Raw genomic sequence first — 12,708 nt, 5'->3', positions numbered from 1 at the left:
CGACGCCATCGCAGTCCGACCATCAGGACAATGGCCAGAATATCGTGCTCAGCACATCGAAAGCGCTGTCGGGCATCCGCCATGCGCCACGCGATCGGCCGCTTCTTTCGCAACTGCCGCCGCCAGGACGAACAGAAACGGCGCCCACGTCGCGAGCGAACGCCGGGTTACGATGCGAGCGAGAAACAGGACGACCATGCCGCCATGCACATGCAGCAGACTGTCCGAGGCGCCCGTGCTCATGCCGAGCGCGGCACTCAGCGGACGGTAAAAGTCGATCACCCATTCCATCGTTGCGCGCTAAGCACTGAGGAAATGAACCTGCCGGACGTCCACCGGCACCACGACGAGCGGCTTGGCGCTCAGTTCACCATCCGCTCATAGCCTTCCCAATAGGGCGCGCGCAGGTCTTTTCGCAAAATCTTGCCGCTGGCGTTGCGCGGCAACGCATCGATCAGGTCGATGCTGCGCGGGCATTTGAAGGGGGCGATGCGCTCGCGCGCCCAGGCGATGATATCGGCTTCCTCGACGCTGGCACCGGGCTTGGCCACAACGACCGCCTTCACCGTCTCGCCCCATTTCGCGTCGGGGATGCCGATCACCGCAACTTCCTGCACCGCGGGATGGCCGAAAATCGCGCTTTCGACCTCGGCCGGATAGACATTCTCGCCGCCGGTGATGATCATGTCCTTCATCCGGTCGTGGATGAACAGATAGCCGTCGGCGTCGAGGTAACCCGCGTCGCCGGTGCGGATCCAGCCGTCGTCGGTCATCGTCTTCGCGGTCGCGTCGGGCAGGTTCCAGTATCCGAGCATATTGTTCGACGATCGTGTCACGACTTCGCCGACCTCGCCTGTCGAAACCGGCTGGCCGTCCGGTCCGAGGATGACAATCTCGACCCCGGGAAGCGCCTTGCCCGCCGAGCGCATCCGCGCATTGCCGGCCGGATCATGATCCTCGGGCGGCAGCATCGAGATGGTGCCCGTCGTCTCGGTCATCCCGTAAGCCTGAATGAACTGCGCGCCGAAAACCTGGATGCACTGGCGCAGCAGTTCGAGCGGGATCGGCGCGGCGCCATAGAGGATATATTTGAGGCGGCTGTAATCGACGCTGGCGCAGCGCGGGTGCATCAGCAGCATCTGAAGCGCCGCGGGCACCATGAAGAAGCGCGTGACGCCATGCTGTTCGACCGCGTCGAACACGCCGTCGGGATTGAATTCGGCGAGGATGACGCCGGGAAGCCCCGCCGCGAGCGCCATGATGCCGAGCCCGGTGCCGCCGATATGCGCGCATGGCATCGCGACCAGCACCGCCTCGTCATCCTCCCATTTGGTGTAGGGCATGTCGAGGGTGCTCGAATGTTTGCGCAGCGCGAAGAGGTTGCGGTTCGACAGCACCGCGCCCTTGGGATTGCCGGTGGTGCCCGAAGTATAGAGCTGGAGCACCGCATCGTTGGCGACCGACGGTTCGAAGGGCGTGCGCGCCGCGCCCTCGATCATCACCCATGCTTCGGCGGCACTCATGATCGCCGGATCGTTCGCAAGCTTGCCCGCGAGTTGGCCGGCCGATCCCTCGAACCCCGGCCCGGCGAGGACGATCTTCGCCTGCGTGTCATTGACGATGAACGCCCATTCGGCCGGCGACAGGCGCCAGCCGATCGGCGCCATCACGATGCCCGCGCGCGCCGCGCCATAAAAAAGGGTGAAGTAAAGATCGCTGTTCTTGCCGATCCACGCGATGCGGTCGCCCTTTTTCAGCCCCGCCGCGATCAGCGCCGAGGCGGCGCGCGCCGTCAGGTCGTCGAGTTCGGCGTAGGAATAGACGCGGTCCTCTTCGCGCATCGCCACCCGCTCGGGACGCTCGGCGGCCCAATGGGTCAGGAATTCGTCGAACGTAAACAGCTCCGAAACGTCGCGGCCCATCGCCTCTCTCTCCTCGAATCGCGTCGTTTGCGCGCAATTGATGAGAAAGCTAACGGTTCTGCCGGCGAGGTAAAGCGCCGATCGGCCGACCCTGTCAGGTCCGTCAGGTGCGGCGGAAGAGCAGCATCAGATTGTTGGCGGGCATCGCGCGGCGCTCGATGAAGGCGAGCCCCGCGTCGCGGGCGGCCGCCTTGACCGCATCGATATCGCGCAGCCCCCATGCCGGATCGCGCGTGCGCAGATTGGCGTCGAAGTCGAGATTGCTCGCCGCGGTCGACACATCCGCTTCGATGTAGGGACCGTAGAGGATCAGCGGCGCGCCGGGCGCGAGCAATCGCGCGGCTCCAGCGAGCAGGCCGAGCGTCGCTTCCCACGGGCTGATATGGACCATGTTGATGCAGAGGATCGCATCGGCACGGTCGACCGGCCAGCCCGATGCCGAAGCGTCGAGCGCCAGCGGCGGCGCGACATTGGAAAGCCCGGCCTCGGCGCGCCATGCCGCGATCGACACCAGACCGGCGGGGTCGGGATCGCTCGGCTGCCAATGCAGATGCGGGAAAGCCGCGGCGAAATGGATCACATGCTCGCCCGATCCGCTCGCGACCTCGATCACACTTCCCGCCGGTGGCAACCAGTCGGCGAGCACCGCGGCGATGGCGTCGCGGTTACGGAGCGTCGCGGGGGCGTGGCGCTTGTCGGCTTCACCACCGTCGCCGGGCATCCAGAGCTGCGGCATCACCGTTTCGCCTGCGCCCGCGCGCGACGCTCGCGCACGATCAGCCATGCGAAAAGCCCGACCGGACCGGCCATCAGCGTCAGAAACAGGAAGGGGAATTGCACGACGCGGCTGAAGCCCTTCTGGTCGGCGTCGCGCGCAATCCACATGCCGGTGAACAGGTCGAACGCCAGATAATGGATCCACCCCATAGTCGCCCCGCCCGGGCTGTCGAATAATTTCATCACGCCCTTCAGCGTCGTGAAATCGCCGCCGCCCGGCCCACCCGCATCGATCCCGCCGGTAAGGAAGCCGACGATCAAGACGGTGTAGACCAGACAGAGCAGGAACACGCCGACATAGAGGATCGCCGCGAGAATCTTGGGCCCGCGCGCGAGGAAGGCCAGCGCGATCCAGCCGGCGAAAGCCCAATAATTTGCTAGCAGAAACAAGCTGTCCCAGCTCATATGCACCCTCTTCTCCGTCATCCCGGCGCAGGCCGGGATCTCGCCGTTGGGAACCAACTCCCTGATGAGATCCGGCCTACGCCGCGATGACGGTTAAAGCTAGATTAGCTCAATCCGCGCCGGCCGCTTGAATGGCCTCTATTCATCCTTCCCACGCCAGCATCGGCCTCCGCGCCGCGAGCGTCTCATCGAGCCGCGCGCGGGGCGCGAAATGCGGGGCCGATTTGAGCGCAGGGTCGCCATTCTTCGCGCGCATCGCGATGCTGCGCAGCGCGCCGATGAACTGGTCGAGCACCGCCTTGCTCTCGGTCTCGGTCGGCTCGACGAGCATCGCGCCATGGACGACGAGCGGGAAATAGACCGTCATCGGGTGATAGCCCTCGTCGATCAGCCCCTTGGCGATATCGAGCGTCGAGAAGCCCTCGGCGAGGCCCTTGTCGCTGAACAGCGCCTCGTGCATGCACGGGCCCGAGCCAGCGAAGGGCGCGTCGAGGACGTCCTCGAGGCTGCGCAGCACATAGTTCGCGTTGAGCACCGCATCCTCGGCGACCTGTTTCAGCCCGTCGGCCCCGTGGCTGAGGATATAGGTCAACGCGCGCGTGAACATGCCCATCTGGCCATGGAAGGCGGTCATGCGGCCGAAGGTATCGGGGTGCTCCTCGCCCGCGCTCTCCTCTTCGACCAGCTTGAACGAGCCGTCGGCGTAGCGCGCGGAATAGGGGATCGGGCCGTACGGCGACAGCGCCTCCGACAGCACGACCGGCCCCGAACCCGGACCGCCGCCGCCGTGCGGGGTCGAGAAGGTCTTGTGCAGGTTGATGTGCATCGCGTCGATGCCGAGGTCGCCCGGACGCACGCGGCCGACGATCGCGTTGAAGTTCGCGCCGTCGCAATAGACATAGCCGCCCGCCGCGTGCACCGCGTCCGAAATCGCCTTCATGTCGCGCTCGAACAGGCCGCAGGTATTGGGATTGGTGATCATCACCCCCGCGACGTCGGGGCCAAGGCGCGCCTTGAGCGCCGCGAGGTCGACGCGGCCCTCGGGAGTCGCGGGAATATCCTCGACCGTGAAGCCCGCGAACGCCGCGGTGGCGGGGTTGGTGCCGTGTGCGCTTTCGGGGACGAGCAGCACGCGCCGATCCTCGCCGCGCGCCTCGAGCGCCGCCTTGATACAGAGGATGCCGCAAAGCTCGCCATGCGCGCCCGCCTTGGGCGACATGGCGACGCCATACATGCCGGTGAGCTTGATCAGCCACACGGCAAGTTCGTTGATCACGGCCAACGCGCCCTGCACCGTTTCCTGCGGCTGAAGCGGGTGGACGTCGGCAAAGCCCGGCATCCGCGCGACCTTTTCATTGAGGCGCGGGTTATGCTTCATCGTGCAGCTACCGAGCGGGAAGAGGCCGAGATCGATCGCGTAATTCTGCCGCGACAGGCGCGTATAGTGGCGCACCGTTTCGGACTCGCTCAGCCCCGGCAGGCCGATGGGAGCGCTGCGCATCAGCGAACCGAGGTCGGCGGCGGGCGCCGGCTCGTCGAAATCGACGCCGGTGGTATCGGTCGAGCCGATTTCGAAAATCAGCGGTTCCTCGAGCATCAAGGCACGGTTTCCGGTGAAGGTCATATTGTCGTCGGCGCCGCCCGCGGGGTTCATTTCGGGGCGCCAGCCGGCACGGTTGAGCGCGGTCATGCGAGCACCTCCTTCAGCGCCGCGGCAAAGGCCGCGATATCATCCTCGGTCACGGTTTCGGTCACCGCGACCACCAGCCCATTCGCGAGGCCATCATTTTCGGGATAAAGACGGCCGAGCGACACGCCGCCCAGCACGCCCTTTTCGGCGAGCTTGTGCACTGTCGCGCGCGCGTCGGCGGGCAGCCGCAACGTGAATTCGTTGAAGAAACTGTCGTTCATCACTGACACGCCCGGCACCTTCGCCAGCTCGGCCGCCGCCGCCTGCGCGCGGCCATGGTTGATCGCGGCAAGCTGGCGGAGGCCGGCTTCACCGAGCAGGGTCAAGTGAATGCTGAAGGCCAGCGCGCAAAGCCCTGCGTTGGTGCAGATATTGCTCGTCGCTTTCTCGCGACGGATATGCTGTTCGCGGGTCGACAGGGTGAGCACGAAACCGCGCTTTCCATTCGCATCGACCGTCTCGCCGCAGAGGCGGCCGGGCATCTGGCGGACATATTTCGATTTGCAGGCGAACAGGCCGACATAAGGCCCACCGAATTGCAGCCCGACGCCGATCGCCTGCCCTTCGCCCACGACGATGTCGGCGCCCATTTCGCCCGGCGACTTGATAAGGCCCAGCGCGACGGGTTCGGTGACAACCGCGATCAGCAGCGCACCCGCCGCCTGGCAAGCTTCGGCGAGCTTCGTCATGTCGTCGATGCGGCCGAGGATGTCGGGATATTGGACGACGACGCAACTCACCTCCTTGTCGATGCTATCCGCGAGCGCGGCCCAGTCGGTTCCTGCTTCGAGGCTGGGGTCGCCGTCGACCAGCACATCGCCGGTATATTTCGCCATCGTGCGCGCGACGCTGCGGTAATGCGGGTGGAGGCCGTTCGAAAGCAGCGCCTTGCTGCGCTTCGTGATGCGGCGCGCCATGACGATCGCTTCCCAGCAGGCGGTCGAACCGTCGTACATCGACGCATTGGCAACATCGGTGCCGAGCAGCCGCGCGACCTGCGACTGGAATTCGAACAGCATCTGCAGCGTGCCCTGTGCGATTTCGGGCTGATAGGGCGTGTAGGCGGTGAGGAACTCGCCGCGCTGGATCAGATGATCGACGCTGGCGGGAACATGGTGGCGATAGGCGCCCGCGCCGAGAAAGAAAGGCCCGTCGCCCGCGGCGCGATTCTGTCGCGCGAGCGCCGCCATATGACGTTCGACCGCGAGTTCGCTCGCGTGCATCGGCAGGCCTTCGATCGGACCATCGAGCCGCGCCTCGGCGGGCACATCGGCGAACAGGTCGTCGATCGACGACGCGCCGACCGCCGCAAGCATCGCCGCGCGGTCATCGGGAGTGAGAGGGAGATAACGCATGAAATACTCCGGTCAGGTATCGGAAGAAGAAGCAAAAAGCGGCGCGAGATCGGCGAGCGATCCGCGAAAGGCGGCGGGGCCGCTGTGTGTCGTGCGCACCCAAGGGGCGAGCCAGATACGAAAGCCCGCATCGCGCGCGCGGTGGCAGAAGGCATAGTCTTCCGACAGCATCAGGCCGCTGCCGCCATCGATCTCTGGCAGGAAGAGCGCGTGGACGCTCTCACGCACCCCCGTCCCCTGCCGGTCCCGCGCATCGGTGCGGAAAGCGAGTTCGGGGTGCCGCGCGCAAAGCGTTTCGACGACATCGCGGCGGATCAGCATCAGCCCGGTGCCGAGCTGCGACAGCTCGACGAGGTCGGTCAGCGCGAAGCGCTGATCGGCTTGCAGGAAGCTCAATGCGAAATCACCGGCATATCGGGCAAGATCGGCCGCATTGTCCTTTCCCAATCCGCGCTCCGCAGCGCGCGCGACCTGCGGCCAGTTGACCGTGCGGCGCGGCACCGCGGCCCCGAGAATGGCGCAGTCGGGCCGTCCCGCCATCGCCTCGATCATCGAAAAAATATCGGCGGCGGCAAAGTCGATATCGGCATCGACGAACAGCAGATGACTGCAATCGCTCTGCACAAACAGGTCGGCGAGCAGGCTGCGCGCGCGGTGGATTTGCGCTTCGTGGAGGATGAATTCGAACCGCACCGGCACACCCTCTGCCTGCGCCGCCAACGCGAGACCCAGCGCCGCGCGGACATAGGTGCCCTGCGCGCCGTCATAGATCGGCGTCGCCACCATCAGGCGGCAATTGGCTGGCGCGGCGTCGGTCATCGCATCCCTCCCCCTCCCGCCCGCGGGAGGGGCGATCGGTTACAGGGCGTCGCAGAAGGCCTTATAGGCCTTCGCGTCCATCAGGCCATCGAGCTGGCCCTTGTCGGACAGCGTCATGCGAAAGAACCAGCCTTCGCCTTCGGGGTCCGAATTGACGAGCGCGGGGTCTTCCTCGAGCTGGCCATTGCCTTCGGTCACGGTGCCGTCGACGGGAGCATAGACGTCGCTGGCGGCCTTCACCGATTCGACCACCGCGGCGTCGCCGCCCGCGGTCAGTTCGGCGCCGGTGTCGGGAACCTCGACGAAGACGATGTCGCCGAGCTGGCCCTGCGCAAAGTCGGTGATGCCGACCGTCGCGACGTCGCCGTCGACGTCGATCCATTCATGTTCTTCGGTGTAATAACGCGGCATCGATCAGGCTCCCTGTTTGCGCACATAGCGGTGCGGAATGAATGGCATGGCGGTGACGGTGCAATGGACCAGCTTGCCGCGCACTTCGGCGGCGATCGCGGCGCCCGGCTCGGACAGGCCCGTCGGAACAAAGCCCATCGCGATCGGCGCGCCGACGCTGGGCGCAAAACCGCCCGAGGTCACGACGCCGATTTCATCCTCGCCGTCGAACAGCTTGGCGCCCTCACGCACCGGCAGCTTTCCATCGACGGTCAGGCCGACGCGCTTGCGGGGCGGGCCGTCCTCGAGATGGCCGAGGATGCGCGCGGCGCCGGGGAAATTCTCCTCCTCGCGGCGGCGCTTGCTGACCGCGAAGCCGAGATCGGCTTCGGCGGGGTCGATCTCCGGGCTTAGGTCATGCCCGTAAAGCGGCAGGCCCGCTTCGAGCCGCAGCGAATCGCGTGCGCCGAGGCCGATCGGCTTGACCTCTTCCATCGCGCAGAGCGCGTCGGCAAAGGCTTCAAGTGCCTCGTTGGGCAACGAAATCTCGAAGCCATCCTCGCCGGTGTAGCCCGAGCGGCTGAGGCCGATCGCGTGGCCCTGCCAGGTCGCGCGGGTCGCCTGCATGAAAACGAGCGTCGCAGCTTCAGGAATGAGGCGCGACAGCGCGTCGACCGCCTTCGGCCCCTGCAGCGCCAAGAGGCCGTAATCCTCATTATGGTTGAGCGTGATGTGGTCGGGGAGATTCTCGCGCAGGTGACCGATGTCTTCCCATTTTACGGCGCCGTTGACGACGATGCCATATTGATCGCCCTCGTTGGTGATCATCAGGTCGTCGAGAATGCCGCCGTCTTCATCGAGCAGCAGCGAGTAGCGCATCCGGCCGGGTTTCAGCGCCGAAATATCGCCGGGGACGAGCGTTTCGAGCGCTTCGGCGACGCCGTCGCCCGAGAGTGAGAGCTGTCCCATGTGGCTGACGTCGAACAGGCCGGCATTTTCGCGCGTCCAGAGATGTTCGGCCATGATGCCTTCATACTGGATCGGCATCCAGTATCCGGCGAATTCGACCATGCGGCCGCCCTTCGCGCGGTGCCAGGCGTCGAGCGGCAGGGTGGCCGTTTCGATCGGAATTTCTTCATCTTCGCGCATATCGCACTCCCGTCGTTGACACGGCAAGGCGCGGCCGGGTGCCGCCCTGTGCCATGCCCCCTCTGTCACGGGAACCTGAGAGTTTTCCTCCATGATTTCATGGAGTTACCCCTTCGGTGGTTCCGGCAGAATCGGCCGGAACGCTTTCCAGAGTGTCCGTTCCAGCCCGCGCGGTCCGCTTCACCTGAGAGTTTCCGGGGCGGTTGCTCCTTCGGTGGCGGGGTTGCCCCCGCGCTCTCCCGCGCGGCCGGTCGAATCCCTTGTCAGGACCGACAGACGCCGCGAGCCTTGGCGCTGCGCCCCGGCGGAGTCAATCGGCGAGCGCGCGGATCGCGTCGTTTTCGTGGATATACACGCCCGAAGCCTTTTGTCCGGCCAGCGCGACGATCGCGGCGGCGACGCTGTCGCCCGAAATCGAGCGGTAGCGGCGAAAGCCGCCGTGGAGCAGCGCATCGGTCAGCGGCGCGGCGATCGTCGCGAGCCCTTCGGCGAGGCGCTGGGGTCCCGGCCGGTCGCCGCGGAGCAGGCCGGGGCGGATGAGGTCTAGGCGGTCGAAGCCGAGCGCGCTGAGGTCGTCCTCGGTCTCGCCCTTGGTGCGAAGGTAGAAATTGCCGCTCTTCGCCGCGGCGCCGACCGAGCTGACCGCGATCATATGCGGCGTGCCGCCCGTCCTCGCCCCGCGCGCAGCGGCAAGCACGAGGTCGTGATCGACCGCGCGGAACGCCGCCTGCGACCCCGCCTGGCGGATCGTGGTGCCGAGGCAGGAGATGAGCAGGGCGGGCCGTTCGGCGGCGATGATGTCGCCCCAGCGTTCGGATGGCGCGACCAGCGCCTTGTGATGCGGTGCGAGCCCCTCGACCGCGCGGCGCGCGAGGACGGTTACGGGTGCGGGTCCGAAATGGGCGATCACCGCGCGGCCGACCATGCCGGTCGCGCCGACGAGGAGGATCGACGACATATTCATGAAACCTGATCCGTATCCCCGAGCGAAGACGAGGGGCTATGCCGAGCGAAGTCGAGGCAGCGCGGGTGCGCAGTTCTCGCTCCGTTCGAACGGGCCCCTCGTCTTTGCTCGAGGAAACGGGGAGTTTCAGGCATGCGCCAGCGCCGGGGGCACGGCGTCGCGGCCGAAGATGTCGGCGTAGCGGTCGATGGCGAAACGGTCGGTCATGCCCGCGATATAATCACCGATATGCCGGTTTGTCGCGCAGGTTTCGCCGGGGAGCCGCGCCGCCCAGTCGGCGCCCATCAACGCGGGATCGGCGGCATAGGCGGCGAAGAGGTCGGCGACGACCCGGTTTGCGGCCTCGGCGGCGGCGAGCTGTTCGGGGTGGTGATAGAGGTTCGCGTACATGAAGCGTTTAAGCTCGCGTTCCGCGGCGGCGAGTTCGGGCGAGAAGCCGCCGAGCGTGCGCCCCGCAGCGCGGACCTCATCGGCGCTCGCGACGCCGGCATCGGACACGTTGGCGGCGGTTGCGGCGATCACGTCGTTGACCATCACGCCGATCTGATCGCGGACGAGTTCGCGCAGCAGCCGGTCGCGCGGCGCGCCGGGGAAACGCCCCTCGACCGCATGGTAATTGGCGGCAACGAAGGGCTGCGCCATCAGCTGGTCGAGGTCGAGCAGCCCGGCGCGCAGGCCGTCGTCGATGTCGTGATTGTCATAGGCGATATCGTCGGCGATCGCCGCGACCTGCGCCTCGAGGCTGGCATGGCTGGCGAGATCGAGCCCGAACTCGCCGTCGATTTCGGCGAGCGCCCAGCCGGGGTTCGCGACGGGGCCATTATGCTTGGCGAGCCCTTCCAATGTTTCCCACGTCAGGTTGATGCCGTCGAACAGCGGATAGGGACATTCGAGGCGCGCGAGCGTGCGCAGCGTATGGCCGTTGTGGTCGAAGCCGCCGTGCGCCGCCATCGCGGCCTTGAGCGCATCCTCGCCCGCGTGACCGAAGGGCGGATGACCGATGTCGTGCGCCAGACACAGGGCTTCGGTCAAATCCTCGTTGAGCCCGAGCGCGCGCGCGATACCACGGCCGATCTGCGCGACCTCGATGCTGTGGGTCAGGCGGACGCGGTAATGATCGCCGTCGGGCGCGACGAACACCTGCGTCTTGTGGCGCAGGCGGCGGAAGGCGATCGAGTGGATGATGCGGTCGCGGTCGCGCTGAAAATCGTCGCGTGGGCCGCGCACGACGCGGCCGGATTCGGGGTGGAGGCGGCCGCGGCTGCGCGCGGGGTCGCTGGCGCAATGGGAAATCAAGCAAATCCTCCCTGTGCCGCAGGCATGGGGAGGTGGCGGCGCGAAGCGCTGACGGAGGGGCCATGGCGCCGCGTCGTCGCCCCTCCACCACCGCCTGCGGCGGCGGTCCCCCTCCCCATGCCTTCGGCACAGGGAGGATTTATGTTCGTTTCAGCCCCGCTCACTTGAGCGGCTCTACGATTTCGCCGATTTCGCTGTCGAAGAGGAAGCCGTCGCCTTCGGCCTTTTTATAGTCGCCGAGCCAGTCCTGCGCCGCCTTGCGGTTGGAGAAGGGCCCCACGAGCAGGCGCCGCGTCTGGCCCCATTCGGCGGTCGACCCAGATTTGCCCTTGAACAGCGCCGCGTTGCGCTTGGCGAAGCGGTTGTAGTCGAAGGCGAGCGCCTTGAGGTTCGCGCCCGTCGCGATCTGGACCCAGAGGCGCGCGGGGTTCGCCTTTTTCTTCGCGGCTTCTTCCTTCGCCTTGGCATCCGCTTCGGCCTTCGCCTTGGCGGCCGCCTCTTCCTTTTCGCGCTTCGCCGCTTCGGCCGCTTCGGCCTTGCGCTTGTCTTCGAGCAGCATGGCGAGCGTGTCGGCGCCGATCGCATTGTCCGGCCGACTCAGCTCTTCGGCCGGGATTTCGATCGATCCGACGATCTCGGCAAGCGACGCGAGCGGGGCCGACGCGGCGGCGGAACTCGTCGCGACCGGAGAAGCAGCCGGCGCGGACGGCGATGCGGCCGGGGTCGAACGGCCCATATCGGCGATCGAGAATCCGGGACCGATCGGTCCTTTTCCGGCGTCGACCGCCGCACCGACCGGTTCGGGCGCCGCCGCGGGGCGCGCGGGCGCCGGAGCGGGGCGGCTGGCCTCCACCCGCGCCGAAGCGGGCGGCTCGGCGACCGGCCGGGCGGCCGGCGGCGTGGGCGTGGGCGTGGGTGAACGCACGGCCGGTGCCGGCTCAGGTTTGCGCGCGGTAGGCACCGGCGCGGGCGTCGGCGTCACCGCCGCAGCGGGCCGCCGCCGGTCGTTGGCCGCCGGTTTGCCCGTCGCCCCGGCCGGCGGCGTCGCGGCCGCGACCTGCACGGGCCCACGTTTCGGGCCGGGTTGACCGCTGGGGAAGCGGCCGAAGTGCGCCGCCGCGGCCTGCTGCGCGGGATTGAGCCGGTCCATCTGGAGCAGATAGGGGGTGATATTTTGCGCCATCGCGGGCGGCATCGTCGCATTGACGATTTCGGTCGCTTCCTTGTCGCGGCCGTTCATCGCGAGGATCATCGCGCGGAGCCGCCAAGCCCCGCGATCCTGCGCGCGCAGTTGCGGGGTCAGCATGGCGATTCCGCGATCGGCGTCGCCGCTGATCCCGAGCGACAGCGCATAGCGCCGCGTCAGTTCGTCGTTGGGCGCGATCGACAGGGCGAGCTGATAGTCGCGCTGCGCCGCATCCTGTTGCCCCAGAAGGTCGCGCGCGAGGCCGCGGTCGGCGAGGAACAGGCGTTCGGGCGCACCCATCAGCTGCGCCTCGCCGAAATAGTCGAGCGCGCGCGTCGGATTTTCCATATGGACCATCGCCGATCCCAGCGCCGCCTTGATCGTGCCGTCGCGCGGGCGCGCCTGTTCGGCACGGACGAGGAAACCGAGCGCGGCGCGATAATCCTCGAGATCGATCGACGCGCGCCCCGCATCGAGCAGCGCTGCCGTGTCGCTGCTGTTCGCCGCGATGCGGGCGAGCGACGACGACAGCAAGCTACGCGCGGCCGTGCGCTTTTCCATCGCCGCCTTCGTCGCGGGGTCCGGCGGGGTCACCTGAGCCAGTGCGGGCGCCTGCACCAGGCCGAGCGTCGCGGTTCCAAGCAACAGCGCGCCGAGAGCGCGAACAAGGTAGCGCGCGCGCGCCGGCTTCGCCGTCCATTTCACCTGCCGCATGGGCAACTCATCCCGATTTCCGGCCTGCCGTGCCCGGCGGG

12 protein-coding genes and 2 riboswitches are annotated in these 12,708 nt (G+C 67.1%); all 12 genes read right to left on the bottom strand.

The window, feature by feature from the left end:
* Nucleotides 1-48: 48 nt before the first annotated feature.
* Complete coding sequence (locus tag OVY29_RS01810) at nt 49-291, bottom strand: hypothetical protein (protein WP_313910700.1); 243 nt, start codon at nt 289-291, stop codon at nt 49-51.
* A gap of 71 nt (nt 292-362) precedes the next feature.
* Nucleotides 363-1,922, bottom strand: coding sequence for a fatty acid--CoA ligase (locus tag OVY29_RS01805; protein ID WP_313910699.1), 1,560 nt, complete (start codon nt 1,920-1,922; stop codon nt 363-365).
* 103 nt (nt 1,923-2,025) lie between these two features.
* Entirely contained in the window at nt 2,026-2,706 is a 681-nt protein-coding gene (locus OVY29_RS01800) for a DUF938 domain-containing protein (RefSeq protein ID WP_409581450.1), read from the bottom strand.
* A complete protein-coding gene (locus OVY29_RS01795) occupies nt 2,658-3,104 on the bottom strand; it encodes an ABA4-like family protein (RefSeq protein WP_313910698.1) in 447 nt (148 codons plus the stop codon). Before OVY29_RS01795 ends, OVY29_RS01800 begins: the two co-directional genes overlap by 49 nt.
* A gap of 142 nt (nt 3,105-3,246) precedes the next feature.
* Nucleotides 3,247-4,794, bottom strand: a complete 1,548-nt coding sequence (gene gcvPB / locus OVY29_RS01790; RefSeq protein ID WP_313910697.1) for an aminomethyl-transferring glycine dehydrogenase subunit GcvPB — start codon at nt 4,792-4,794, stop codon at nt 3,247-3,249.
* Nucleotides 4,791-6,149, bottom strand: coding sequence for an aminomethyl-transferring glycine dehydrogenase subunit GcvPA (gene gcvPA / locus OVY29_RS01785; protein ID WP_313910696.1), 1,359 nt, complete (start codon nt 6,147-6,149; stop codon nt 4,791-4,793). Before gcvPA ends, gcvPB begins: the two co-directional genes overlap by 4 nt.
* Before the next feature lie 12 nt (nt 6,150-6,161).
* Nucleotides 6,162-6,968 carry a glycosyltransferase family 2 protein gene (locus OVY29_RS01780; RefSeq protein WP_037554594.1) on the bottom strand — a complete coding sequence of 269 codons (807 nt, stop codon included), beginning with the start codon at nt 6,966-6,968 and terminating at the stop codon, nt 6,162-6,164.
* 39 nt (nt 6,969-7,007) lie between these two features.
* The gene (gcvH, locus tag OVY29_RS01775; protein ID WP_037554592.1) at nt 7,008-7,379 is read right to left on the bottom strand and encodes a glycine cleavage system protein GcvH; all 372 of its coding nucleotides are present in this window, start codon (nt 7,377-7,379) and stop codon (nt 7,008-7,010) included.
* A gap of 3 nt (nt 7,380-7,382) precedes the next feature.
* Nucleotides 7,383-8,507 carry a glycine cleavage system aminomethyltransferase GcvT gene (gene gcvT, locus OVY29_RS01770; RefSeq protein WP_313910695.1) on the bottom strand — a complete coding sequence of 375 codons (1,125 nt, stop codon included), beginning with the start codon at nt 8,505-8,507 and terminating at the stop codon, nt 7,383-7,385.
* Nucleotides 8,508-8,559: 52 nt separating this feature from the next.
* Nucleotides 8,560-8,668, bottom strand: a riboswitch (glycine riboswitch).
* Nucleotides 8,669-8,759, bottom strand: a riboswitch (glycine riboswitch).
* A 58-nt stretch (nt 8,760-8,817) separates the two neighbouring features.
* Nucleotides 8,818-9,471, bottom strand: coding sequence for an NAD-dependent dehydratase (locus OVY29_RS01765; protein WP_313910694.1), 654 nt, complete (start codon nt 9,469-9,471; stop codon nt 8,818-8,820).
* Between the two features lie 126 nt (nt 9,472-9,597).
* Complete coding sequence (locus tag OVY29_RS01760) at nt 9,598-10,773, bottom strand: deoxyguanosinetriphosphate triphosphohydrolase (protein ID WP_037554591.1); 1,176 nt, start codon at nt 10,771-10,773, stop codon at nt 9,598-9,600.
* Nucleotides 10,774-10,927: 154 nt separating this feature from the next.
* Complete coding sequence (locus tag OVY29_RS01755; RefSeq protein ID WP_037554590.1) at nt 10,928-12,667, bottom strand: tetratricopeptide repeat protein; 1,740 nt, start codon at nt 12,665-12,667, stop codon at nt 10,928-10,930.
* Nucleotides 12,668-12,708: the final 41 nt, after the last annotated feature.

The organism is Sphingopyxis sp. SE2, assembly GCF_032227185.1.
Taxonomy (GTDB): Bacteria; Pseudomonadota; Alphaproteobacteria; order Sphingomonadales; family Sphingomonadaceae; genus Sphingopyxis.
The sequence above is the reverse complement of the archived record's forward strand: the minus strand, read 5'-3'. Positions and strand labels throughout refer to the sequence as shown.